Below are 23,107 nucleotides of genomic sequence, written 5' to 3'. Positions count from 1 at the left end.
GCTCCTACGCGGTCGCGGGGTGGGCCCGGTCCGTGGCGAGCTTGACCGCGAGCCCGCCGAGAACGGTACCCATGACGTAGCGCTGGATCCGCAGCCACGACGGTCGCCGGGCCAGGAACACCGCGACGGTGCCGGCGGCCATGACCAGGGCCCCGTTCACGAGCAGGCTGATCACGATCTGAATGCTGCCGAGCACGAACCCCTGGAGCAGGACGTGGCCCGCCTTCGGATCGATGAACTGCGGGATCAGGGACAGGTACATGATCGCGGCCTTGGGGTTGAGCAGATTCGTCAGCAGCCCCATGGTGAACAGCCGCCGGTTCGAGTCCGGCGTGAGCTCCTGTGGCGCGAACACCGAGAGCCCGCCCGGCCGCAGCGCCTGGCACGCGAGCCAGCCGAGGTAGGCCGCACCGGCGAGCTTCACCGCGACGTACAACTCGGGCACGACGATGAACACCGCCGAAAGCCCGAGATTGGCCATCGACATGTAGATCAGGAACCCGAGCCCGACCCCGAGCAACGACACCATCCCGGCCCGTCGCCCCTGGGTGATGCTGCGCGACGTCACGTACATCATGTTCGGCCCGGGAGTCAGCACCATCCCGAGCGCCACCGCGCTCACCCCGAGTATCGCGCCCGCGTCGATGATCACACTTGCCCTCGCCGTCTTTGCGTTCCGCGCCCCCGCGGGCGCAATTCTCCGGGTCCCCACAACCCCCCGGCAACCGAATTGTCGACCGGGCGCCCCCGCGTCACCCCGCATTACCCCCGGGCGAGCCCGAGCCGACCCCGCCGGCGGGCGGACAGGCGAGGCCGCAGGAGCACGGCTCGCGATGGTCCGGGCGGTGGTCGGGTACTGGGCATACGGCGACCGGGCATCGGTGCGGAGGATCCCTGCGGACTTGCCCGACCCCGGCGCGCCCGTGACGGCCAAAGGGCCGCGCCCTCTCCAGGTGGGCCCGGATCGTGGTGAGCGCGTGCGTGCGACCCGTGAAGTACGAGCCCGGGTCGTGGACGTGTTCCACGCCGCGTCCGCGTGGCTCGAAGTGCGTGGTCAGGTCGGTGGATTCATGGTCGGGGCGGCCGTCCGGGCCCACCTCCGCCGCCGGGTCGAAACTCGGGTTCGGGAAGAACGGCGGCACTCGCGTAGTGGCGGGTGCCGGCGGCGATGAGGTAGCGGTGGGGTTCGGTCACTCGGCGAGGCCGGTGAGTCTGGCCAGGACCGCCTCGTCGGCCGATTCGCCCGTGACCAGGCCGGCCGTGATCGCGCGGCCCGTTTCCACCGCCGTCAGGTATCGGGTCGCGTCGTGCATGTGGCTGCCGTTGTGGACCGGTACGTCCGTTACCCGGTCGCCGAAGGCGTGGCGCAGTTCGCGGACGACGGCGACCACGTCGGTCGAGTCGGCGATGTTGGTCCAGGTCCGCAGGCCCTGCGGCCACCAACCCGTGCCCTCGATCGGGGCCGGCCGCAGGCGGCCGTGCACCAGTGCGCGCATGCCCAACGGCGAGCCCAGGGTGACGAACGTGTCGACGCGGTGGGCGGTGTTGCACAGCGTCTCGTACGCCACCACCGAGCCGAGCGAATGGGCCACCAGGACGCGCGTCTGTGGGGTGATCCGGGCCGCGACCCGGGCCCGCGCCCGGGCGCGGAGTTCGTCGTCCGTGAGGTAGCGCGCCATCTGCTTGAGATCGCCGATCAGCGCCCGATCGAGGACGCCGGTCAGGAACCTGGCGCCGGTCAGGGCGTCCAGCGCGGCCCGGACGGTCTTCAGGCGCAACGATTGCGAGGCCGCCCAGGACACCCCGCCGCGCGTGCCGGCCGCGTCCGGGCCCGGTACGTCCGGATCGGTGCGGGCGGCCTCGGCCCACCACGCCATGAGGAGGTCGAACTCGACGTCGTCCTCGACATCGGCCGCGTCGAAGGGCTCGTCGCCCGCCGACCGGGTGCCCGCCGGGCGGAACAGGTCGCCGTAGAAGGCGAGGCCGACCTCCTCGGCGGCCGGCACCGGCCCCCCGGCCAGCCTTGCCCCGCCCCGGAGTTCGGGCACGATGTCCCGCGCGAGCGAGTCCTCGCTCAGATATTGCTTGCCCACGCCGTGTACGAAAACGACCTTGGTCACTGACTCTCCCCGGTCTTGCCTCGGTCCTTGCGGCCACCCTAGCCGGCCCGTGCCGGACCGTCCCCACGTCGGTCCGAAAGGCGGTTCCAGGGTGGCGTCATGGACCGGCACGGCGGAGACCGGGTGGGGATTCCCGTACGCGAGGACGCGCCCTACGCCAGGCGCGCCGCGACCGCCGCGACGAAGGCGTCCGCGTCCACGGCCGGGCCGGGACCCAGATTGAGGTGGGTGTCCTCGTCCCACCCGCCGAGGACGGTGGAGCGGCCGCCGCCGAAGACGTCGACGCTCTCCTCCAGCACGAAATAGCGCGGTTCGCCGACCACGTCCGGCCCCACGAGCAGTGCGAAGTGCGCCTCCGGCGGATACAGCGCCGGCGGGAACCGGACCAGCAGCCCCGTGCCCGCGCCCAACGGGACGTGGCTGAGCGCGAGGCCGTCGGCCGACAGCCGGTCCTCCTCGGGCAGCGCGCTGCCGACCCCGATCCACAGGTCCACGGTCCGCGAGTTCAGCTCGTCGATCGGCGCCGCGAGCAGGCCCGCCGCGTTGCGCAGCGCGATGGAGCGGAAGACGACGTGCGCGAATCGGTAGTGGTGCTGACGTGTACTCATCTGCGACCTTCCGGACGGATCTGCTGGATCGGGGCGGCTTCCGGCGCCGGCGGCGGGCCGAAAAAAACCCGTGGCCGACTCGGCGTTCATCCGTCATCCTGTTCCGCGATGACGATGATGGACAGCATGGCCGCCAAGGTGGCGCACGGCGCCACCGTCGAGTTTCGCCCGAGCGGGGCCTCGATGGTCCCGCTTATCCGCAGTCGCCAACTCGTGACCGTCGCGCCGGTCGATCCGGCCCACCTCGAAATCGGGGACATCGTCCTGGCCAGAGTCGCCGGGCGGGTCTACCTGCACCTGATTTCCGCGCTGGATGTCAACCGCTCGCGCGTGCAGATCAGCAACAACCGCGGCCGCGCCAACGGTTGGACGTCACAGGCCCGCGTGTACGGGATCTGCGTGTCCGTCGACGGGGTGCCGCGATCGGGCGCCGCGAGGAAGGTGCGGACACCGGTGGCGACCGAGTAGGCCGCCCGGCCCGCCGCAGGGCACGGGCAACACCACCCTGGCCCTGGCCCACCCCCAACCGGGGGAACCGCCGCCCTCGTCGAGTTCCGCGCGGCGACGCATCACGCGCCCGGCACCCGGCGGGCCGGGCACGCCATGCGTCGCCGTTCGGATCCGCCGGCTCAGTGCAGCGACGGCACCACGTCCCAGCATCCGATCGTCTTCCACGACCCGGGGCCGGAGCCGAGTTCCATCACCAGGTACATCACCTCGCCCACGACCGGATCCACGATCCCGTCCTCCGGCAGGCCGAGCAGCCGCTCCAGGCGACGGGTGTCGGCCTCGGTCTGGGGGCCGTACACCGTGTCGGGGAAGAACGTGCTGAACCCCGTCATGTAGTAGATCGCCTGGACGCACTGCACCGGCCACCCAGGCTCGCTCCCGGGCCCGATGTCGGGCACACCGGGGGCGGCGGAGGCCGGTGCGATCGCCGGTCCGCCCAGGGCCAGGGCCGCTCCGACGGCACCGCACACCAGCAAGCGCCGGACGCGTTCGATCAGCATGGCTTCTCCTCTCCGGCCGTCGACACCGGTGGCGGATGCGGCCGAGGATGTGGGAGGCGTGCTCGATCGCAGCAGTGTCGGCGCCGGGCCGCCAAGCCGGAAGGCGAACCGCGCCGGAGTACCGATTCGGCACAAGTCCATGCAGATTGCGTCGGTCCGGCCCGTGACAGGGGTTGGTTCGGCGCCGTTCCAGGTAGGGATCCGGCCATGAAGAAACTGATCAACTCCGCGCGCGACGTCGTCCCCGAGATGCTCGAGGGGCTCGCCCTCGCCAACCCGGGCATCGCGTTGCTCGACGGGGCGCACGTCGCGCTGCGGGCCGACGCCCGCGCGTACGCCGACAGCGGCCGGGTCGCGGTGCTCTCCGGCGGCGGTGCCGGTCACGAACCCGCGCACGCGGGGTATGTCGGGCCCGGCATGCTCACCGCGGCGGTCTCGGGGGACGTGTTCACGTCGCCGTCCACGGACACGATCCTGGCCGCGATCCGGACGGTCGCGGGTCCGGCCGGGGTGTTGCTGGTGGTGAAGTCGTACACGGGGGACCGGCTCAACTTCGGGCTCGCCGCCGAACTGGCCCGCGCCGAGGGCATCGCGGTCGAGGTCGTCGTGGTCGCGGACGACGTCGCGCTCGCGACCGGCGACGACACCGCCGGGCGCCGCGGGATCGCCGGCACCGTGTTCGTGCACAAGGTCGCGGGCGCCGCCGCCGACTCCGGCGCGAGCCTGGCCGAGGTCAAGCGCGAGGCCGAGGCGGCGGCCGGCGCGGTCGGCACGATGGGCGTCGCGCTGACGCCGTGCACGGTTCCCGCCGCGGGCCGAGCCGGGTTCGAACTCGCGGACGACGAGGTCGAGTTGGGTCTGGGCATCCACGGCGAGGCGGGCATCCGGCGGGACAAGATCGCGTCCGCCGACGAGTTCGTGACCGAACTGCTCGACCGGGTCGTCACCGAGACCGGACTCGCCGCCGGCGACCGCGTCGCGTTGCTCGTCAACAACCTCGGCGGCACCCCCACGATGGAACTGGACATCGTGCTGCGCGGCGCCGTCCGCGATCTGGCCGCGCGCGGACTGGTGCTCGAACGCGCGTGGCGCGGCTCGTTCCTGACCGCGCTGGAGATGGCGGGCGTGTCGCTGTCCCTGCTGCGCGTGGACGACGCCCGGCTCGCCCGCCTGGACGCGCCGACCACGGCCCCGGCGTGGCCGACGCCCGTAGTGGGCCGAGTGGGCGACATCACCGTGCTCCCGCCCGCCCCCGCCCCCACCACCGCCGACACCTCCACGCCGCTCACCAGCCCGACCCCGCTCACCCGCGCCGTCGAAGCCGCGTGCGCCGCGCTGACCGCCGCCGAACCGCACCTGACCGAGCTCGACCGGATCGTCGGCGACGGCGACCTCGGGATCAGCCTCGACCGCGGCGCCGAGGCGATCGGCCGCGAGCTCGCCGGCTACGGCGGCGGCAGCCCGGCCGCGGTGCTGCGCGGCCTCGCCGACACACTGCGCCGCGCGCTCGGCGGAACCTCGGGCCCGCTGTACTCGGTGCTGCTCCTGCGCGCCGCCACCGTGCTCGACAAGGACACGTCGGCGCGCGGCTGGGGCCGGGCGCTCGAAGCCGGTGCCGGCGCGATCGGCGAACTCGGCGGCGCCCGGGTGGGCGATCGCACGATGCTCGACGCGCTGGTGCCGGCGGCCGAGGTGCTGACCGGCGGTGGGAGTCTGGCCGAGGCCATCGACGCGGCCGCCGCCGGCACCGAGGCGACCGCGACACACAGCGCGCGCCGCGGGCGCAGCAGCTACCTCGGCGACCGCGCCATCGGCACCGTCGACCCGGGCGCCGAGGCGGTCGTGATCTGGCTGCGCGCGGTCGCGGAATCCCTGGACGGGGATGGCTGGATGGACCAGTAGGACGGAAGCCGGCCTATATGGGCTCTACGGTTGGGGACGTTCCCGGGCCTCGCTCGGCCGGGACGTCCCCCAACCGAGCAACCCGGCAGTCGAGCAACCGAGCAACCCGGCTGTCGAGCAACCGGCCGTCGAGCAACCGGCAGTCGAGCAACCGGCAGTCGAGCCGCCGAGCAGTCGAGCCGTCGAACCCCTGACCGACCTCACCGGGCCCCACCTGGCCGCCCTCGACGCCCAGGTGGGCCGCGTCGGCGAGATCCTGGAAGCCACCCCGACCCTCACCATCGGCAAGGTGACCGTCGGCCCCCACGCGTAGGGCGTGCACCCCGCCCCTCACATGAGCGGGCGGGCGGGTCCGCCGCCCATCGCGTCCGCCGCCAAGGCGCGCAGCGTCTCGTAGGCGGTCTGCACGAACGTGCCGCGGGGCCCCGGTGTCGTGTTCACCAGGGCGGCCAGCGCGATGCCCGCCTGGGGGCTGAAGCCGACGAACGAGGTGAAGCCGCGGGTGGCGCCGCCATGGAAGATCAGGTCGTGGTCGGCGCGCGGGCGCAGGTTCCAGACCAGGCACAGCCGGTCACCGGTGTCGGGGCGGAGCAGGCGCGGGCGGCGGACCTCGACCAGGGCGGTGGCGAGGGAGGGCGGCGCGACCACGGCCGGGTCCAGGTGGGCCGCCAGGTAGCGGGTCAGGTCCGTCGCGGTGCTGCGCAGCGCCCCCGCCGCCGGTAGTCCGGGCATGTCCCACGGCGGTCGGGCCCGGCCGTGCCAATGACCGGTCAGCTGCGGTTCGTTCGGGTCGCACGTGGTCATCGTCAGGGCGAGCGGCCCGCCCAGCCGGTCGGCCACCAGGTCGGGGTACGGCAGACGGGCGGCGCGCGCGAGCAGGTGCCCGAGCAGTCCGACGCCCAGGTTCGAGTACGTCACCCGGGTACCCGGGCGCGCGTGCACCCGGGTCCGGCCGAGCAGTTCGAACAGACGACTCTCGTCGTAGCCGGCGTACGGATTCGAGTACCACGCGGGCAACGCGGTCCGCAGCGAACCGGGCGGCAGCCGCGGCAGCCCGGCCGTGTGCGTGGCCAGGTGCAGCAGGGTGACGCCCGACGACCAGCGCGGCCGCGACCCCGGCGGCAGGTAGGTGATGAGCGGGTCGTCGAGCCGCACCTCGCCGCGCGCGACCGCGTCCGCGAGCAGCAGCGCGGTGAACGTCTTGGTCACCGAGCCCAGTTCGAACCGCGAGTCGGCGTCCACCGCCGTGCCCCGGGTCAGCACCGACCGCTCGCCGCCGCGGATCGTCGCCACCACCATCGCGTCGCCCGCCGGAGCACACCGCATCAGCGGTGCGAGCAGGTCCGCCGTGACCTTGCCCCCGCTCCTCGCGCCCGCCCCCGCCCCCGCCACCGCGCTCACGCGAGCGCGGCGGCGGGCTTGGCGCCGAGCGAGCGCGAGAGCGTGATGGTGCCCGCGACGATCGCCACCACCGCCGTGTGCTCGTGGTCCTTGAACGCCTGCCGGGCGTCCTTGTCCACCGGGTCCGCGTCGCGCGGGAGCAGGCCGTCGGCGTGCTGCGCCGCCGCGAGTCGATCCCAACCCCGGGAGTCGCATACGGGCTCCTCCAGGCACGCGTCCACGATCAACAACTCGCCCACGAGGTCGAATTGGGATACCTCCTGCCACACGTCCACCCACACCGGGAGCCAGATCCGCAGGTAGTCCCGGATGTCGGCGGGCAGCAGCTCGGGGTGCGCGCCCCAGTCGGTGAGGTGGAACACCGTGTGGGTCATGTTGTAGGCGGTCATCCAGTCGATCACCCACGGCTCGGGGGTGGTGCCGAGCCAGGTGGCGGCGGCGAGCGCGGCCCAGTCCGGCCGATGCGGCAGCCCGACGACGCGAGACGCGTTGGCGACCCCGAGCCGCCGGTTGGGCATCATCTCGATCGCGCGCACCGAGCGCAGCCCGTCCAGGTGGGTCAGCAGGTCGTCCATCCGCTCGTGCCGGATGCCCGCCCGGGCGAAGTGCGCGTAGGTTTCCAGGGGATCGGTGACCAGCGTGTGTCGAACCTGGCGTTCGTACAGGAAGTCCCCGTGCCGGAACTGCTCCCACGCGAAGTCGATCAACGTGCGCGCGGCGGCCAGGTCGCCCGGTCCGGCGACCCCCTCGCGCAGCACGAGCGAGGTGGCCAGCGCGGCCTCGCCGAGCGGCTTGTACGCGCTGTCGCGGTCGTCGAAGTCGACCACGGTGTGTGTCGGCAGGGTGCCGAACTCGGCGTTCTCGTGCAGCCAGCGCAGTGCGCGCGAGCCCACGGTGTGCGCGGTCTTGAGCACGTCCGCGTTCATGAGCCCTCCAGCCCGGTCACGTGTTGCGCGATGCGGGTGTCGAGCACGGTCCGGGTGCTGCCGCCGCCGAAGACGCGGATGTGCCGCAACAGCGGCGCCAGGTCCAGTGGGTACGTGACGCCGTCGGCGCGTACGAACGCCAGCCAGCGGGCGATCCGGGCGGCCGTGCGGTAGTCGCGGCGCAGCATCGCCCGGACCGTCCCGCGCGCGAGCGAGTCGGCGTTGCGGCGGGCGGCGGCGTGGATCGGACCGTCCAGACCGGGCAGGGCCAGCGGCGACAGCTGGGCCATCCGGACCGACCACGCCTGCCAGGTCGTGGCGTCGGCGACCTGTGCGCCGTCGCCCGGCACGGGCACGTCCACGCTCAGGCCGAAGCGGGTCAGCGTGCGGGCGGTGGCCCAGTCCCGCCAGGTGAGGATCCACGCCGTGTCGGCGGACGTGCCCAGCGTTTCGGGCGGGAACACGGTGAACGCGCGCGCGGCGGCCTCGGCCTGGTCGGCCGGGAGCGGCGTGCCGCGCAGGACGTGCGGGGCCAGCATGTCGGAGCCGAGGACGCGCAGACCCGGCAGGTCGGCGTCGGGGTCGGCGCCGCGGTCGCGCGATCCGCCGGCGGCGGGATCGATGTGGGAGGGGTCGGTCGCGCATCCGGTGGGCACGACCGAGCCCTCGGTGTCCATGAGGACGCCGAGGGCACGGCCTGCCACCCGCTCGACCGCCGCCGTGTACTCCTCGTGCGACGAGGTGTCGGCGAAGGGCATGGTGGTGATCAACTTCCCGTCGGAGCCGGTGATGTCGGGGGCATCGGATCCGGTGATGTCTGGGACATCGGACTCGACCTACCGCTCCTTCGGGGGCTTCGGCGACAAGAGCAGGCCGAGCAGGAGCAGTCCGCCGCCGATGTCTTCCGGTGTGTACAGCGGCGCGTCACTGATGGTCGTCTCCTCCTCGATCATGAGTGTCGCGACCGTTCCCGCCTGGTTCGGCGTGATCGGCGACCGCTGGGCGGGCTGACGGATGGGTTGAGTAAGCATCGGGTGCTCCCTCATCGTGACTTCACCGCCGGGCTCGACGGTGCCGTTTTGACGATATGCACCTTTTGGGAAGTTATGCACCATTTGGGAATGCGCGGCGCGTCTCGTCCGCATTGGCCGCGCGGGCGCGTTCCGGGAGGCGTACGGGGCCGCCCACGACGGGTCCGGGCGGGGCGAAAGCCCGCCGGATCCGGGCGGATCGGTGCCGACCAGGGCTTCCCGACGCGGATCAGCCGGCGATCCGGGCCACCGTGCCGATCTCCAGGGCGACCCAGATCGCGCCGTCGGAGCCCTGCGCGAGGCCGTGCGGTTCGGCCGCCGAGGTCGGCAAGTCGTACTCCGTCAGAGTGCCCTCGGGGGTCAGCCGGCCGATCCGGCTCGTGCCCCATTCGGTGAACCAGCAGTCGCCGGCCGCGTCGAGCGCGACCGCGTGCGGACGCGATTCGCGGTCCGGGAGCGGGAATTCGACGATTTCGCCGGTCGCCGCGCGGCGACCGATCGCGCCCGCGCCGATCTCGGTGAACCACACCGAGCCGTCCGGGTCGGCCGCGATCCCCACCGGCGCGGCGCCCTCGGTCGGCAGCGGATGGATCGTGACATCGCCCGCGGTGGTGATGTGGCCGAGCGCGTTCGCCGCGTTCAGGGTGAACCACAACGCGCCGTCGGCGCCCGCGGTGATCGCCGACGGGAACGCGTCCTCGATCGGCAGTGCGAAGCCGGTGATGTCGCCGTCCGGGTCGATCCGGCCGATCCGGTTCGCGGCGGTCTCGGTGAACCACAGGGCGCCGTCCGGCCCGAGGGTGATCCCGAACGGGCCGGATTTCCCGGTGGGCAGGTCGAAGTGGGTGACCTCGCCGGCGGTGGTGATCCGGCCGATCCGGTGTGCCTTGTACTCGGTGAACCACAGCGCGCCGTCCGGCCCCGCGGTGATCACCGTCGGTCCGCAGGTCGGGTCGTCGAGGTCGAACGTCGTGCATCCGCCGGCGGTGTCGATCCGGGCGATCCGACCCGCGTGCACGAGCGTGCACCACAGCGCGCCGTCGGGGCCGGGGGTGATCGCGTAGGGGCCGGATTCGGCCTCGAACAGCGGGAGTTCGTCGATGGTGGGGGGAGTCATACGAGTGCTCCATCGCTCAGGTGGATCCGGGTTCCGGTGAATCGGGCGTGCAGGGTGCGGTCGTGGGAGACGACGACGAGGGCGCCCCGGTAGGCGTCCAGGGCGTGCTCCAACTCCTCGACCAGGGTGGGGGAGAGGTGATTGGTGGGCTCGTCGAGCAGCAGCAGGTCGACCGGCCGGGCCAACAGGCGGGCCAGCGCGAGGCGTTGGCGCCGGCCGATCGAGAGCGCACCGACTCGGGTGTCGAGGACGTCGGCGGGCAGCAGGCCGGTGGCGACCAGGCGGGCGCGGTGTTCGTCGGGATAGCCGGCGCGGCCCGCGGCGTAGGCGGCCAGGACGGTTCGGGTCGGGTCGGCGAAGACCGGGTCCTGGGGCAGGTAGCCGATCCGGCCGCGCCGGTGGACCGTTCCGGCGTCCGGTTCGAGGGTGCCGAACAGGACCCGCAGGAGGGTGGACTTGCCCGCGCCGTTGGCGCCGTGCACCAGGACCCGGTCGCCGGCCTCGACGCGGAGGTCGGTTTCGGCGAGGCGGTCGGCGACCCGGACGGCCCGCGCGTCGAGCAGGACGCCCGCGGTCGCACCGGTGCCGAAGCCGCCGGTGAAGCGCAGTGGCTCGGGTGGGGCGGGCACGGCCTCGTCGTGCAGCCGGCGCAGCCGTTCCCGGGCCTGCCGGACCCGGCTCGCGACCGAGTTCTGCACCCGGCCCGCGTTGCGGTCGTAGGCCATCTTGTTGTTGTCCTTGGCGGCCCGCCCCGGTGCGACCCGATGGGCGGTGCCGGCGGCGAAGACCTCGGCCGCGCGGACGTCGCGGCGCCAGTCGGCGTACGCCTGCTCGTGCCGGCGGCGGGCGGCGGCACGCGCGGCGACGTAGGCGGTGTGGTTGCCGCCGTACCTGGTGACCGTGCCGCCCTCGACCTCGACGATCGCGCCGGCGATCCGGTCGAGGAACAGGCGGTCGTGCGAGATCGCCACAACCGTGCCGGTGTGCTCGCGCAGCCGGTCCTCCAGCCAGGTCAGGGACGGCGCGTCGAGGTGGTTGGTGGGCTCGTCGAGCAGCATCACCTCGGGCGCCGCGGCGAGCAGGCACGCGAGTCCGAGGCGGGCGCGTTCGCCGCCGGACAGGGCGTCGAGCGTGCGGTCGTACGGGATGGCGCCGAGGCCGAGGGCCTGGACGGCCCGGTCGGTGCGGGCGTCGGCGTCGTAGCCGCCGCGGGCCTCGAAGGTGGTGAGCAGGTCGCCGTACTCGGCCAGGAGGTGCTCGTGTTCGGGCCCGGCCTCGGCGAGCCCGGCCTCCAGTTCGCGCAGCCGGCGCTCGATCGCCCGCAGGTCGGCGAGCGCGGCGTCGATGGCCCGGCGCACGGTGTGCGTGCCGGGCAGGGCGAGGGTCTGGCCGAGGTGGCCGATGCCGTGGGGGCTCGTGACTGTGACGGTGCCGTCGTCGGGGGTCTCCAGGCCGGCGATCAGGCGCAGGAGGGTGGTCTTTCCGGAGCCGTTCTCGCCGACGATCCCGACGCTTTCGCCGGGCTTGACGGTCAGTGAGACGTCAGCGAGAACGGGACGGTCGGCGTAGGTCTTCGAGACGTTGCGCAGAGTGAGCTGCGTGGAACCGGACAAGGGCGGCCTCCGGGTGACGATGCGAACGGGGTGCGGGGGTGGTGGCGGTGCTGATGTTCGGGATCAAGGTCATGGCTGCTGCGCTCCTTGGCGGTGTGCGGTGCGACGGGAAAGGGTTCGAGCAAATTAATGCAACGCGGTTGCGTTAAGATGAGTGTGACGGATGGAGACGCACTAATGCAACTGGGTTGTCTTTGAGCGACGGGGAAGGACTGGCCGGCAGCGCCCGCCCCGGTGGTCGGACCGCGCGCACGCGGGACGCCGTCCGGCGGGCGACGCTGGGCGAGCTGGCCGACAAGGGCTTCGACGGGCTGACCGTGGAGGCGGTCGCGGCGCGCTCGGGCGTGCACAAGACGACGGTGTACCGCCGCTGGCGCAACGCGGCGGGGCTCGCGGCCGACGCGCTCGACCTCGCGGCGGACGAGCCGTGGCCGGTGCCCGACACCGGCACGATCCGCGGCGACCTGCGGGCGATCACGGAACTGGTCCGGACCGGCTTCGCCGATCCCGATCAGGGCCCCACCGCGCGGGCCCTGGTGTCCGCCGCGGTGCACGACCCGACCACGGCCGCCGCGTTGCGCGGATTCTTGATCGGACGCCTGGCGCAGGCCGAACCGGTCGTCGAACGCGCGGTGGAACGCGGCGAGTTGCCCGTCGGTACGAACCCGGGAGAGGTGCTCCGGAGCGCGGTCGCGCCGGTGTACTACCGACTGTTCATCACCCGCGAGCCGGTCGACGCCGCACACGCGCTGCGGGCCGCCGACGCGGCGGTGTCGGCGGCCCGTGCGGGCGTCTTCGTGATCGATGGCGCGTGAGGCAGGCCCGGGCGGCACGGCACGGGCAGGCCGGCGGATCGGGGCCGGCGAGGGCAGGCCGGCGACGCGGGCTCAGAACTCGTCGAGGAGGCGGTAGAACTCGATGCGGTCCGGGTCCAGGTCGCCCGCCGGGTCGTAGCGGGCCAGGAAGCGGTCGGCGTAGGCCGGGCCGTACTGCTCGTCCTCGGGGTCGAGCAACTGGCGCGTGACCAGGGCCGGGTCGGCGTGGCGATCGACGCGGCCGAGCCGGCCGAGGTCGATCAGGGCGATCACGCGCCGGGTCTCGGGGTCGAGCAGGACGTTGGGCAGGGTGTAGTCGCCGTGGCCGACGACGAGGTCCTCGGTCGTGGGGGTGGTCGCGATCAACTCGTCGAGCAGGTCCTCGGCGGTGCGGCCAAGGCGGTGCTTGTCCAGGTCCGCCAAGTCGACGAGGTCGGCCGCGACCGCGTGTCGCGCGATCGGGATCGTGACGGCGAGGCTGCGGTCGAACGGGCAGGTGTCGAGCGGGAGTTCGTGCAGGGCGCGGGCCGCGTCGGCGACCGCGTCGACGACCGCGGCGCGCTGGTCGACCGGCCACGGGTCGGCCGCCGACCGCCCGGGGACGGCCCGGGTCAGCAGCCAACCACCGGTCGCGTCCACCGCGTGGTCGAGGATCTCCGCGACCGGGATCCCCTGCTTCGCCGCCCACTCCCCGCGTGCCACCTCTGCGGCGAGATCGAGGCCGGAGTCGGTATGCGGGCCGGTCCGGGCCACCTTGAGGTACAGGCTGTCGCGGCCTTCCAGGCGGTACACGTCGGCCCCCGACTCGCCGTCCGTGACCGATTCCCATGTGTACGCCGCGAATCGGCGCCGAAGATCGTTGATCACACTTCATCCTCACCCGACACGCCCCCGGAACGCCGGCGGATTAATTCGCGGGACCCGGCGAGTTCGACGAGAGGAGGTGCGGTTCGTGTTGTTCGACGAAGAGGTGTACGAGGCGTTCGAAGTGGCGTGTCGGCGGTTTGGTCGAGGGGTTGGCGTGGGTGGTCAGAGTTCGAACCAGCCCACGTTCACGTACCAGTGGCGGCCCGCGCGGAGGTGGTCGCCGATCGCGCGTTCCAATGAGGTGCGGCGGGGGAGGGTCTCGGGGGGCAGGGCGGGGTCGCCGAAGACGAAGCCGATGGCGGCGGTGTCCTCCGGGTCGCCGCCGGTCGGGTCGGTCTCCAGGTGGAAGCGGCGCTGGAAGCGGATGATGTTGGAGTCGGCCGGGAGGTATTCGCGCAGTTGCGGGTCGAGCAGCCACGATCCGCACACCGCGACCCGATAGGGCTCCTCGGGGAAGTGGCGCGGGAAGAACGCGCGGGCCAGGGCCAGGGATTCGTCGCACGCGGCCGGGGTCAGCGGGCCGTGGAAGTCCGGGATGTGCAGCGCCAGCGCGGGGTCCCGCGGCCCGTAGGGAAGCCCCGCCGCGGCGGCACTCGCGGCGCCGCGCCCCAGCAGCGAGCGTTGGAACTGGAGTCGGCCGAGCTCGTAGAGTTCGCCGCGAAAGTGCAACTTGGGCCAGAACCGCGCGATCAGCCCACCGGTACCGCGCCGCCGACGGTGCACGGCCAGGTGCCGACCGAGGTCGGCGAGCGTACGGCGGGACACGTCCGCCGGGATGCCCAGGTCGTGGTGGTAGGCCAGCACGTGCGGCCGCGCGGCGATGAACACGCAGATGTGGAAGTAGCGGCCGACCGCACCCAACTCGTCGGGCAGGGCCGGGAGTTCCAGCCGTTGATCGATCGTGCCGATGCCCGCGACCAGGGCGCGGACGCTGCGCTCGAACAGGTCGTGCAACCCCGGATCCGCGTACACCGCCGCACGCGCGGCGAGCAGCTCGTTGACGTCCTCGTGCGGCACGGCCAGATCCAGCAGCACGGACACCAGTTCGTCACCCGCCGGCAGCCCGACCTCGATCCCCGAACCGAAACCGGCCAACCCGTCGATCCACGCGGACAGGCACTCGTCCGACCGCAGCACGCTCAGCACGCTTCCCACCGGCACGTCCCCCAACGACTCGCCGCACCCGACCCCGACCCGACCCAGACCCTCCATTCAACACGCCTTCGGGCCCGATTTCCGCCGAACCGGAACCGGCGACGCTCCCCGGTGCACGTGCCGAGGGGTCACGCCGGGGGAGTACGCAGATGGATGGCGTAGAAGACCTTGTCGAAGCGCGCTTCGTGGACCGCGACGAAGTCGGTCAGCCGGCCGCACGCCAGGCTATGCACCCGTGGTCGGGCCGGGAGCGCCGGCTCGGGGAACGGTCGCGGTGTTCGGATCCGGCAGACTGTGGGGGTGAGTGGAACCGTTTTGGTCCTCGGGGGCCGCAGTGAGATCGGGTTGGCGGTCGCGGAGCGGCTGGTCGGGCGCGGGGCGCGGACCGTCGTGTTGGCGGCGCGGCGCAGTTACGACCTCGACGACGAGGAGGCGGTGCTGCGCAAGGCCGGGGCGCGGCACGTGGACCGGGTCGAGTTCGACGCCGACGACCTCGCCTCGCATCGGCCGATGCTGGACGACGTGATCGCCCGGCACGGGCCGCTGGACGTCGTGGTGACCTCGTTCGGCATCCTCGGCGACCAGCGGCGAGCCGAGCTGGACGCGGAGCACGCGGTCGCGGTCGTGCACACCGACTACACCGCGCACGTGAGCATCCTGACCCATCTCGCGGCGGTGCTGCGCGCGCAAGGACACGGCCGGTTGGTCGTGTTCTCGTCGGTCGCGGGGGTACGGGTGCGGCGGGCGAACTACGTGTACGGGTCGGCCAAGGCCGGCCTCGACGGCTTCGCGAGCGGGTTGTCCGACGCGCTCGCCGGAAGCGGGGTCCGGCTGCTCCTGGTTCGGCCCGGCTTCGTGGTGGGCCGGATGACGAAGGGGATGTCCCCGGCACCGCTGTCCAGCACGCCCGACCAGGTCGCCGACGCCACGGTCCGGGCGCTGGCGCGCGGCAAGGGCGAGGTGTGGGTGCCGGCCGCGCTGCACCCGGTGTTCTTCGGGATGCGGATGCTGCCGCGCGGGGTGTGGCGCAGGCTGCCGCGCTGAGCGGCGCGGGCCGGCCGGGTGCGCGCGCGGCTGCGCCCGGGCGGTCCGGCCGTTCCTGCGGTGGCCTGGTCGGTCCGGCCTACAGGAGCAGGTCGTCCGAATCGATGCTGGTCACGAAGTCGTCCAGGGTTTGGAAGACCTCCCATTCCGGGCGGCCGGAGGCGGTGGCCAGCACGGTGGTCAGGGCCTGTTCCAGGGCCTCGACACGCTTGCCCTTCCATACCTTGTCGGCCAGGCTCACCAGCAGTTCGTCCGGATCGGTCGGATCCCATGCCGCGTGGTTGCGGGCGAAGCGGGCCCGATCGGCGGGTACGCCCTGGGCGAGCAGCAGGTCGTAGCCGGCCTGTTCGTGGCAGCTGCCCGGGCCGGACAGCTCCTGCGGGTACAGCGACTTGCCGATGTCGTGGGTGGCGGCCCCGAACAGCACCGCGTCGCGGTCGAAGACCACCGTCGGGTACGTCGTCGCGACCCAGTCGCAGAGCCGGTACGCGACGTCGTGCACGATGCGCAGATGCGCGATCAGGCGTGTGCACGGGGTCAGTTGGTCCAGGAGGGTGAGCACTTCGGTGGGCAACGGACGGAGCTTGGCGGAGGTCACCCGCACAGGGTAAGAGGCCGATCCGGCATCAGGAAGCCGGGCCGCCCAGGGCCAGCGCCATCGCGTCCCCCATCACCACCACCGGCCGGGCCGTCGGATCCAGCGCGCACAGCAGTGCCACGATGCCCTCGCGCGGCAGCGTCACGCAGCCGTGGGTCGCGCCGCCGTGGTCGATGTGCAGCCAGATCCCGCCGCCGAACTCGTCGCCGCGTGGACGGCCGGGGTCCTGCGGGGACGTGCCCGGGACCCGGTTGTAGTCGATCGCGACCACGTGGTCGAACGTGCCGGCCAGGGGTTCGCCGCCGAAGCCCGTGCCGTCGATTTCGAAGCCGTCCGAGTGGTCGTACGGCAGCCTGGTGCCCGGATTCGGCAGGAGTCCGCCGGCGTCGGTGAGCGTGTACAGGCCCACCGGCGAGCGCAGATCGTCCTCGCGGTGCCCCGTCGTCCAGCCGCGCAGGCCGTTGTGCGCGGGCCAGACCCCCTGCGGCCGCCAACCGCGCGCAGTCCGCGACCACAGCGCTCCCGTGCATCGATCGGAGTCCTGGTGCTCGCCGACCACCAGGAGCAGCTGGGTGGTCTCGACCGGGATCTCGGCGGCCCAACGCGGCCCGATCCCGGGTGGGACGGGCACCGGAGCCGGCCCCGGGACCATCGGACCCGGCGCGACCATCGGCAGGGGCTCGTACCCGGACGCGGGTCGCATCGACGCGAGGCCGACCAGGCCCAGTGCGGCGGGGGCGGAGAGCAGCAGCGAACGGCGCGAGATCGTCATCCGTCCACGACTACCCGCTCGCGGCGAACCGACCGTGCACCCTGACGGTGTGTTCGCCGGCATCACCCGGTCGGCCGTGCCGTATGGGACCTTCCGGGGTGTGTGCTCAGGCCTCGTCGATCCGCAGGAAGCGGGTCACCATCAGGCGCAGGTTGGCGGCCTGTGCGGCCGGATCGAAGGCCGGGTCGCTCGCGACGCGGGAGAACAGACCGTCGATCAGCGCGGCGACCCAGGTCGCGGCGTCGTCCGGGTCCAGCGCGGGATCGACGCGATCCGCGGCCCGGGCCCGGCGCAGCAGGTCGGCCGTGGCCACCCGCAGGTCCAGGTCGTTGCGGTTGCACAGCGCGCCGATCTCCGGATCGCGCAGCGCCTCCGCGGCGAGGTCGAGCGCGAGGCTCGCCGCGGCCGGGTCCGCCGCGATCGCGATCGCGCCGTCGAGCAGCCGGAACAGGGCGGCGATCGGATCGGCGAAGGCGGTGAGTTCGGCCAGGGCCGCGGCGGTCTCCACGCCCTCGCGCTCGACCAGCGCGGCGACGATCGCGTGCTTGCTCGCGAAGTAGTGGAACACGTTGCCCGAGCTCATCCCGGCCCGCGCGCAGATGTCCGCGGTGCGCGTGCCGTGCAGCCCCTTCGCGGCGAAGCAGGCCGCCGCCGCGTCCAGGATCACGCGCCGTTTGGCGGCCTGGGCCACCGGGTCGATGGTGCGCATCGGCGCGGATCACCTCTCGTTGTCGGCGCTGTTCCCGCTGTTGCTGTTGGTGGTGCTGTTGGTGGTGCTGGTGGTGTTGTCGCCGGCGTCGCTCGACGCGGACCCGGCTCGGGCGGCGGCCTTGCGGCGACGCTTGCGCACCTCGTCGGCCGCGATCAGGAGCCCGAACAGCACCGGACCCCAATACTTCGACGACTCGATGATCGCGCGCACCCAACCGGGCCACGGTATCGACGGCAGGTCGAGGTCGGGCCACGGTATCGAGGGCAGGTCGACCTCCGGCACCGGGATCGACGGCAGCGGCAGGGCCGGGGCGACGAACCGGAACAGCACGCCGAGGCCGAGCAGCGGCAGCACGATCCGGCCCACCGCGAGCACGACGTGCCGGGAGGCGTACAACGTCGGCCGGGCCTCGGCGAGTTCGAGCAGCCGCGCGGCGCGCGATCCCGGCGGGGGATCGAACGCGATGCCGGACGAGCGCAGTTCGCACCGGGTGACCTGGCCGAGCCACCCCCATCGGACCTCGACCTTGATCCCCTCCGCGCGCAGCGTCGCCGAATCGCCCCTGGTGGTCTGTTCGGCCACCTGTTCGCCGGCCACGAGCAGGCGCGCGGTGGAGGCGAGACCGGCCGACGAGAACTCGACCTCCAGGCGCCTGCCGTCGTGGTCGAGCGTGTATCGAAACGGCGTCTTCGTCCCCATCTGCTGCCTCCCCGCGAGCGGTGAATCCGTCGATTCAATCTTAGACTGACTGCGCGGTTTATGAAAAACCCGGCCCGGAGCGGCATGATCGACCACGTCGAAGGCACGGCCTAAGGGGAGCGGGACATGCGCGTCGGAGTACTCGGGGTAGGACGGATCGGGGCGTTCCACGCGCGGGCGCTGGCCGCGATGGACGAGGTCGAGCAGGTCGTCGTCGCGGACGCGGACCATGCGCGGGCCGAAGCCTTCGCGGTCGAGGCCGGGGTCGAGGCCGGGGCCGACGCCCGAGTCGAGGCCGCGTCCGTGGCGGACGTGTACGCGAAGGTCGACGCGGTCGTGATCGCCGCGCCCACGGCGGTACACGCCGACCTGCTGCGCCGGGCCGCCGACGCGGGGCTGCCGATCCTGTGCGAGAAGCCGATCGCGCTCGACCCGGCGATCGCGCGCGATGTCGTCGCGTACGTGCACGCGCGCGGCGCCGGCCTGCACGTGGGTTTCCAGCGCCGGTTCGATCCGATGTACGTCGCGGCCCGGGCGGCGGTCCGGGCGGGCGCGGTCGGCACGCTCACCCGGGTGCACGCGGTCAGCGTCGACCGGCAGCCGCCGCATCCCGCGTTCGTGCCCGGCTCGGGCGGCATCTACCGGGACACGCACATCCACGACTTCGACATCGTGCCGTGGGTCACCGGCGTGCCGATCGTCGAGGTCACCGCGATCGGCGCGAACCGGGGCGCGGACGTGTTCCGCGAGAACGACGACGTGGACGTGTCGGCGGTGCTGTTCCGGCTCGCCGACGACACGCTCGGCACCGCGCACGCGGGCCGACAACACGCGCCCGGCTACGACGTACGCCTGGAGGTCGCGGGTACCGCCGGTACGCACGCGTGCGGCGGGGTGACCGAAGGCGACTTCCTGACCCGCTTCGGCGACGCGTATCGCGCGGAACTCGCCGCGTTCGTCGCGATGGTGGCCGGCCGCGCGGCGAGCCCGTGCACCGGCGCCGAGGCACTGGCCGCACAGGCGGTCGCCGAGGCGTGCGTGGTGTCACGACGCGAGGGGCGACCCGTGCGCGTGCGGTAGGTCCGGTCCGGGACGCGGACCGCGCTGTCCGGCCCGCGTCCGCGAGCGCCGTACGGGCGGATCCCGGCCCGTTCGCCGCTTGCGGACGGCTCGGCTATGGCAGTGTCAGGATCTTCGGGCCGTCCTCGGTGACCGCGACCGTGTGCTCGGCGTGCGCCGCGCGGGAGCCGTCGGAGCTGTGGATGGTCCAGCCGTCCTTCGCGGTGAAGCAGCGATCCTTGCCGCCCGCGATCAGCATCGGCTCCAGAGCGAGCACCAGGCCCGGACGCAGGTGCATGCCCCGGCCGGGGCGGCCCTCGTTGCGGACGTGCGGGTCCTCGTGCATCGTGCGGCCGATGCCGTGGCCGCCCAGATCCTGCGGCATGCCGTAGCCCGCGTCGCGCGCGACCGCGCCGATCGCGGCGGAGATGTCGCCGAGTCGGCCGCCCGGGACGGCCGCCGCGATGCCCGCCGCCAACGCGTGTTCGGTCGCGGCCACCAGCTTCAGGTCGGCGGGCCGGGGCGTGCCGACCGTGAACGTGATCGCCGCGTCGCCCGTCCAGCCGCGCAGCGTCGCGCCGAAGTCGACGCTCAGCAGGTCGCCGTCGCGCAGTCGGTAGTCCGTCGGGATGCCGTGCACCACGACGTCGTTCACCGACGCGCAGATCACGCCCGGGAACGGGACCGGCGCGAACGACGGCTTGTAGCCCAGGAACGGGGACGTCGCCCCGGCCTCGCGCAGCACCGAGTGCGCGACCTCGTCCAACTCCTTGAGCGACACGCCGATGGCGGCGGCTTTGCGCGTCGCCGCCAATGCGTTCGCCACCACGCGGCCGGCCTCGCGCATCGCGGCGATTTCGGCTCGGGTTTTGATCTCGACCACGAGGTCCCTCCTCGACCAATTCTTATACCGGTATTAGTATCACGCTCATGGTTCGAACCCCGCTGACCCCACTGGAGCGCGAGCGCGGCCTGCATCTGGGCGCCCTGCTCCGCAGCGCGCGCGGCGACCGGAGCATCGGCCACGTCGCCGTCGCCGCCGGGCTGTCCCCGGAAACGCTGCGCAAGATCGAGACCGGCCGGGCCCCGACGCCGGCCTTCTTCACCATCGCCGCGCTCGCCCTCGAACTCGGCCTCTCCCTGGACGAGGTCGCCGCGGCATGCGTGATCGAGGACCCTGGAGCGCTGTCCGCCTAGCGGCGGTCGCGCCTACACCGAATAAGCGGGTACAACGCGTACAACAGATACGACAGGTACAACAGGTACGACAGGTGCAACGCATACAAGGAGAGCGACGGTTGGCCGAGTCCGTGCGATTCTCGCGACGGCACCTGTGGGTGGCCCGCTTCGGTGCCGCCTTCCGGCTCGGCGTCTCGGACTTCTTGCAGCGGGCCGTGCCCGACAGCCACTTCGTGGAACTGACGCCGCGGCCCGGCGATCGGTGCGCGGCGGGGCAGCCGATCGGCCTGATCGCCTCGGGCCGGTCCGACTACGAGCTTCGGATGCCGGTCTCGGCCGAGGTCACGGCGGTCAACGAGGACCTGCTCTGGACGTTCGGCGCGATCAACGCCGACCCCTACGGCGCGGGTTGGATCGCCGAGGGGTGGTTCCTCGATCCGGCGGAGTACGACGCGTTGATGGACGTCGACACGTACGACGACTACACCCGCGACTGGGCGCGCCGCTGACGGTGTCCTCCGGGGACGCGCTCGGGGACCCGAGCCCGCTCAGGGGTCGCGCCGCAGCAGTGCCTCGACGCTGCCCACCAGCAGCTCCACCGTGAACGCGAACTGTTCGTCCACCGACTCGACCGGCACCGACTCGGTGATCCGCCGGGTCGTCGGCAGCTCGGCCGCCAAGGCCGGATCGGCGATCGGCCAGGCCGCCGGGGTGCCGTCCCAGACCTCGGGCCGCAGGTCGCCGGGCGGCGCGTCGTGCCAGGCGTCGTTGAGGCGGACGAAGGCTGCGACGCGCAGCACGAGCTCGCGGTACATCCGCTGCGCGTCGGCCGGGCTCAGACCGATCGCGACCAGGAACGACAGGATCGCCTCGTTGTTGCGCAGCGTCCGCGGATGCACGGCCGCGGTCAGGTTCTCGTCGACCGCGATCGTCACCGCGCGCGGATGCAGCCGGTACCACGCGCGCATCCCGGCGCACAGCGCGCGCAGCGACTCGGCCGGGCGGGCCGGGTCCAGCGGCGGCAGGTGCCAGTCCGACTGCCAGACCAGCGCGGCCAGTTCGAGCACGGCCCGGCGGTCGGCCGCGTAGTTGTACAGCGCGCGCGGGGACACGCCCAGGTGCTCGGCGAGCGAGCGCATGGTCAGTTCGACCCCGCCGTCGCGCGAGACCAGCTCCAGCGCGGCGCGGCCGATGCCCTCACGGGTGAGGGTCGGCCGCCCGCCGCGATGGGTGGGGCGCCTACGGGGCGAACCGGTGGACATGCCGCCCAGGATAGGGCCGCGGGGTCATCGGCCCCGCCGGGTCATCGGCCCGCGCGGGGAACGCCGAGCAGCTCGCGGCCCCGTTCGGGGGTCAGCAGCGGGCCGAGTACCGGATCCGCCAGCAGTGCCACCGGCGCGACGTGGTCGGGCCCGATCGGGCGCCACCTGGCCAGACCGGCCGACACGATGCGCCAGGCCGCGGCGTCGTCACCCGCCACCGCCGACTCGCGCGCCGCGGCGATCGCCGCCCGCCACCCCTCGGTGCCCGAGCCCTCGCCCGCGATCTCGCCTGCCGCCTCCGCCTCGCCGCCGAACCGCTCACCGAGCTCGTCGAGTTCGCGTTCGAAGATGCTCCGCCGCAGCGCCGACATCGGCTCGTCGCGGTGCAGTGCGCCGAAGACCGGGACGAGTTCGCCGGCGATCAGCGCGCGCCATGCCGGATCGTCCTGGTCGCCGCGCGTGATGGTGCCGAAGGCTCGCCGGGCCTCGTCCCGATTCCCCAGCAGCGCGTGCACCTGGAACCGCATCAGCTCCGCCCGGAAGCGCCCGAACGCGCTGCCCTCCTCGAACACCGCGAGCGGCTCGTCGACCGCGCCGGCCAGGCACGCCACGCGCGCCCGCTCGACCTGGTCCTCGATCGCCCGCGAGGTCGCGTTGTCGGGTTTGCGCAGTCGGTGGAACGAGCGGTACTCGTTCCGCATCAGAGCCGCGAAGTCGGCGTGCTTCCGCGGCAGGTCGCCGGTCCACGACGCGTGGAAGTAGGCGGTCCACTCGCCGTCGGCGTCGATCCGGCCCGGATCCAGGAACAGCACCGCCGCGTCCCCCTCCAGCGAGATCTGCAGCACCCGGCGGTAGAGGCCGCGGTGGAAGGCGTCGTCCTCGATCCCGATCAGGGTCTTGCACCACTGCGGCGACAGGTCGCGAAACCAGCCCACCTGCTCCGTGGAGCCCAGCGACTGGATGAATTCCCCGACATTGCGCCACCCGTCGGAGACCGCCAGGAAGGAGCGGTACGACGGCGGCAACCGCAGCCCCAACCGCTCCTCCAAGGCCACGATCCGTTCCTCGGTCGCCGGCGCGAAGCCGAGCCAGCCCGCCGCGCGGGCCTCCTCGGGGAAGACCTCGGCCTCCGCCGGTTCCAGCGCCTCGATCCACTCCGCGCTCCACGTCCGCAGGAACGGACCCCAGTCCACGTCACTCACTCGATCCCCCATGCC

General features: G+C 72.9%; 27 protein-coding genes. 8 read left to right on the top strand and 19 right to left on the bottom strand.

The genetic code is table 11. The features are described from left to right. Positions 1-4: 4 nt before the first annotated feature. The 3 genes from OG928_RS02435 to OG928_RS02425 form a co-directional block, all read right to left on the bottom strand. Positions 5-649 (bottom strand): LysE family translocator, encoded by a 645-nt coding sequence (locus OG928_RS02435; protein ID WP_406290727.1) that lies wholly within the window; start codon positions 647-649, stop codon positions 5-7. 541 nt (positions 650-1,190) lie between these two features. After that, complete coding sequence (locus OG928_RS02430; protein ID WP_406278446.1) at positions 1,191-2,120, bottom strand: antibiotic ABC transporter ATP-binding protein; 930 nt, start codon at positions 2,118-2,120, stop codon at positions 1,191-1,193. A 152-nt stretch (positions 2,121-2,272) separates the two neighbouring features. Then, entirely contained in the window at positions 2,273-2,728 is a 456-nt protein-coding gene (locus OG928_RS02425; protein ID WP_406278443.1) for a hypothetical protein, read from the bottom strand. A 126-nt stretch (positions 2,729-2,854) separates the two neighbouring features. On the opposite strand from OG928_RS02425, the gene OG928_RS02420 reads away from it, so the two are divergent. Then, positions 2,855-3,196, top strand: coding sequence for a S26 family signal peptidase (locus OG928_RS02420; protein WP_406278440.1), 342 nt, complete (start codon positions 2,855-2,857; stop codon positions 3,194-3,196). Between the two features lie 161 nt (positions 3,197-3,357). On the opposite strand, the gene OG928_RS02415 is transcribed toward OG928_RS02420, so the two are convergent. Continuing rightward, entirely contained in the window at positions 3,358-3,738 is a 381-nt protein-coding gene (locus tag OG928_RS02415) for a peptidoglycan-binding protein (protein WP_406278437.1), read from the bottom strand. 207 nt (positions 3,739-3,945) lie between these two features. On the opposite strand from OG928_RS02415, the gene OG928_RS02410 reads away from it, so the two are divergent. Both OG928_RS02410 and OG928_RS02405 read left to right on the top strand, forming a co-directional pair. Further along, positions 3,946-5,640 carry a dihydroxyacetone kinase family protein gene (locus OG928_RS02410; protein WP_406278434.1) on the top strand — a complete coding sequence of 565 codons (1,695 nt, stop codon included), beginning with the start codon at positions 3,946-3,948 and terminating at the stop codon, positions 5,638-5,640. After that, on the top strand, positions 5,621-5,953 hold the full coding sequence (locus OG928_RS02405; protein ID WP_406278431.1) for a hypothetical protein: 333 nt from the start codon (positions 5,621-5,623) through the stop codon (positions 5,951-5,953). Before OG928_RS02410 ends, OG928_RS02405 begins: the two co-directional genes overlap by 20 nt. A gap of 17 nt (positions 5,954-5,970) precedes the next feature. Here the strand turns inward: OG928_RS02405 and OG928_RS02400 are convergent, their stop codons facing one another. The 6 genes from OG928_RS02400 to abc-f form a co-directional block, all read right to left on the bottom strand. Next, positions 5,971-7,041, bottom strand: coding sequence for a serine hydrolase domain-containing protein (locus OG928_RS02400; protein ID WP_406278428.1), 1,071 nt, complete (start codon positions 7,039-7,041; stop codon positions 5,971-5,973). After that, a complete protein-coding gene (locus OG928_RS02395) occupies positions 7,038-7,967 on the bottom strand; it encodes a DUF6895 family protein (RefSeq protein WP_406278425.1) in 930 nt (309 codons plus the stop codon). The genes OG928_RS02400 and OG928_RS02395 overlap by 4 nt, the downstream gene beginning before the upstream one ends. After that, positions 7,964-8,725, bottom strand: coding sequence for a hypothetical protein (locus OG928_RS02390; RefSeq protein WP_406278422.1), 762 nt, complete (start codon positions 8,723-8,725; stop codon positions 7,964-7,966). Before OG928_RS02390 ends, OG928_RS02395 begins: the two co-directional genes overlap by 4 nt. A 78-nt stretch (positions 8,726-8,803) precedes the next feature. After that, positions 8,804-8,998 carry a hypothetical protein gene (locus OG928_RS02385; RefSeq protein ID WP_406278419.1) on the bottom strand — a complete coding sequence of 65 codons (195 nt, stop codon included), beginning with the start codon at positions 8,996-8,998 and terminating at the stop codon, positions 8,804-8,806. A gap of 229 nt (positions 8,999-9,227) precedes the next feature. After that, on the bottom strand, positions 9,228-10,115 hold the full coding sequence (locus OG928_RS02380; RefSeq protein ID WP_406278416.1) for a virginiamycin B lyase: 888 nt from the start codon (positions 10,113-10,115) through the stop codon (positions 9,228-9,230). Further along, positions 10,112-11,728, bottom strand: a complete 1,617-nt coding sequence (abc-f, locus tag OG928_RS02375) for a ribosomal protection-like ABC-F family protein (RefSeq protein WP_406278413.1) — start codon at positions 11,726-11,728, stop codon at positions 10,112-10,114. The genes OG928_RS02380 and abc-f overlap by 4 nt, the downstream gene beginning before the upstream one ends. Positions 11,729-11,922: 194 nt before the next feature. Here abc-f and OG928_RS02370 point away from each other — a divergent pair, with 194 nt between their 5' ends. Further along, a complete protein-coding gene (locus tag OG928_RS02370) occupies positions 11,923-12,543 on the top strand; it encodes a TetR/AcrR family transcriptional regulator (protein ID WP_406278410.1) in 621 nt (206 codons plus the stop codon). 72 nt (positions 12,544-12,615) lie between these two features. Here OG928_RS02370 and OG928_RS02365 read toward each other — a convergent pair whose 3' ends face one another. Together OG928_RS02365 and OG928_RS02360 are read right to left on the bottom strand one after the other, a co-directional pair. Continuing rightward, complete coding sequence (locus OG928_RS02365) at positions 12,616-13,410, bottom strand: APH(3') family aminoglycoside O-phosphotransferase (RefSeq protein WP_406278407.1); 795 nt, start codon at positions 13,408-13,410, stop codon at positions 12,616-12,618. Between the two features lie 162 nt (positions 13,411-13,572). Beyond that, complete coding sequence (locus OG928_RS02360) at positions 13,573-14,622, bottom strand: acyltransferase domain-containing protein (RefSeq protein ID WP_406278404.1); 1,050 nt, start codon at positions 14,620-14,622, stop codon at positions 13,573-13,575. A 225-nt stretch (positions 14,623-14,847) separates the two neighbouring features. Here OG928_RS02360 and OG928_RS02355 point away from each other — a divergent pair, with 225 nt between their 5' ends. After that, positions 14,848-15,609, top strand: coding sequence for a decaprenylphospho-beta-D-erythro-pentofuranosid-2-ulose 2-reductase (locus OG928_RS02355; RefSeq protein WP_406290725.1), 762 nt, complete (start codon positions 14,848-14,850; stop codon positions 15,607-15,609). A 79-nt stretch (positions 15,610-15,688) separates the two neighbouring features. Here OG928_RS02355 and OG928_RS02350 read toward each other — a convergent pair whose 3' ends face one another. The 4 genes from OG928_RS02350 to OG928_RS02335 form a co-directional block, all read right to left on the bottom strand. Continuing rightward, positions 15,689-16,207 carry an HD domain-containing protein gene (locus OG928_RS02350; protein ID WP_406278402.1) on the bottom strand — a complete coding sequence of 173 codons (519 nt, stop codon included), beginning with the start codon at positions 16,205-16,207 and terminating at the stop codon, positions 15,689-15,691. A 28-nt stretch (positions 16,208-16,235) separates the two neighbouring features. Continuing rightward, positions 16,236-16,979: a L,D-transpeptidase family protein gene (locus OG928_RS02345; protein WP_406278398.1), complete on the bottom strand. Its 744-nt coding sequence runs from the start codon at positions 16,977-16,979 to the stop codon at positions 16,236-16,238. 106 nt (positions 16,980-17,085) lie between these two features. Further along, positions 17,086-17,688 (bottom strand): TetR/AcrR family transcriptional regulator, encoded by a 603-nt coding sequence (locus OG928_RS02340; protein ID WP_406278395.1) that lies wholly within the window; start codon positions 17,686-17,688, stop codon positions 17,086-17,088. Positions 17,689-17,697: 9 nt separating this feature from the next. Next, a complete protein-coding gene (locus OG928_RS02335; RefSeq protein ID WP_406278392.1) occupies positions 17,698-18,390 on the bottom strand; it encodes a hypothetical protein in 693 nt (230 codons plus the stop codon). A gap of 126 nt (positions 18,391-18,516) precedes the next feature. On the opposite strand from OG928_RS02335, the gene OG928_RS02330 reads away from it, so the two are divergent. After that, a complete protein-coding gene (locus tag OG928_RS02330; protein WP_406278389.1) occupies positions 18,517-19,470 on the top strand; it encodes a Gfo/Idh/MocA family oxidoreductase in 954 nt (317 codons plus the stop codon). 94 nt (positions 19,471-19,564) lie between these two features. On the opposite strand, the gene map is transcribed toward OG928_RS02330, so the two are convergent. Further along, entirely contained in the window at positions 19,565-20,332 is a 768-nt protein-coding gene (gene map / locus OG928_RS02325) for a type I methionyl aminopeptidase (protein WP_406278386.1), read from the bottom strand. A 47-nt stretch (positions 20,333-20,379) separates the two neighbouring features. Here map and OG928_RS02320 point away from each other — a divergent pair, with 47 nt between their 5' ends. Both OG928_RS02320 and OG928_RS02315 read left to right on the top strand, forming a co-directional pair. Next, on the top strand, positions 20,380-20,646 hold the full coding sequence (locus OG928_RS02320) for a helix-turn-helix domain-containing protein (RefSeq protein WP_406278383.1): 267 nt from the start codon (positions 20,380-20,382) through the stop codon (positions 20,644-20,646). A 101-nt stretch (positions 20,647-20,747) separates the two neighbouring features. Continuing rightward, positions 20,748-21,137 (top strand): glycine cleavage system protein H, encoded by a 390-nt coding sequence (locus OG928_RS02315; RefSeq protein ID WP_406278380.1) that lies wholly within the window; start codon positions 20,748-20,750, stop codon positions 21,135-21,137. A 39-nt stretch (positions 21,138-21,176) separates the two neighbouring features. Here the strand turns inward: OG928_RS02315 and OG928_RS02310 are convergent, their stop codons facing one another. Together OG928_RS02310 and OG928_RS02305 are read right to left on the bottom strand one after the other, a co-directional pair. Next, positions 21,177-21,890: a TetR/AcrR family transcriptional regulator gene (locus OG928_RS02310; protein WP_406278377.1), complete on the bottom strand. Its 714-nt coding sequence runs from the start codon at positions 21,888-21,890 to the stop codon at positions 21,177-21,179. 41 nt (positions 21,891-21,931) lie between these two features. Next, positions 21,932-23,104, bottom strand: a complete 1,173-nt coding sequence (locus OG928_RS02305) for an SMI1/KNR4 family protein (RefSeq protein WP_406278374.1) — start codon at positions 23,102-23,104, stop codon at positions 21,932-21,934. Between the last annotated feature and the right edge of the window lie 3 nt (positions 23,105-23,107).

The organism is Embleya sp. NBC_00896, assembly GCF_045207785.1.
Classification (GTDB): Bacteria; Actinomycetota; Actinomycetes; order Streptomycetales; family Streptomycetaceae; genus Embleya.
The sequence above is the reverse complement of the archived record's forward strand: the minus strand, read 5'-3'. Positions and strand labels throughout refer to the sequence as shown.